This window comes from Paraburkholderia sp. SARCC-3016 (assembly GCF_031119615.1).
Classification (GTDB): Bacteria; Pseudomonadota; Gammaproteobacteria; order Burkholderiales; family Burkholderiaceae; genus Paraburkholderia.
The window spans coordinates 1-275 of the sequence record NZ_JAVHZD010000096.1 but is presented as its reverse complement, the minus strand read 5'-3'; the positions used below and the strand labels follow the sequence as shown (position 1 = coordinate 275).

Annotated in this window: 1 protein-coding gene; it reads left to right on the top strand. The window is 59.6% G+C overall.

Annotated features, from left to right (window positions below; genetic code table 11):
• Positions 1-12 precede the first annotated feature (12 nt).
• Positions 13-275 (top strand): DUF3304 domain-containing protein (locus QYH69_RS35845; RefSeq protein ID WP_308836337.1); only part of this gene is annotated, 263 nt, incomplete at its 3' end.

The following is a 275-nucleotide window of genomic DNA, read 5'->3' as shown; positions in this document are numbered from 1 at the left end:
GCCGAAGACGGAATGCCTGTCAATTTGACAGGCATCGATCACCTTGCCGATCACCTGAGTGTGCAGGAGTTTTCGGTGGACGGCACGAGCGGCGCCCAGGCGGGCAAGGGCGGTCGCACCGTGTGCTGCGTGATGCTGCCGTACAAATGGCATCCGGATACAAAAGTGACGGTGCGCTGGAACGTCACGAACTGGCGTGACTGCAAGGGCGACGAATACGAGGCCGTGGTGCCGGTGGAAAAGTACGATGAGCCTGACCACATGTGGGTGCATTT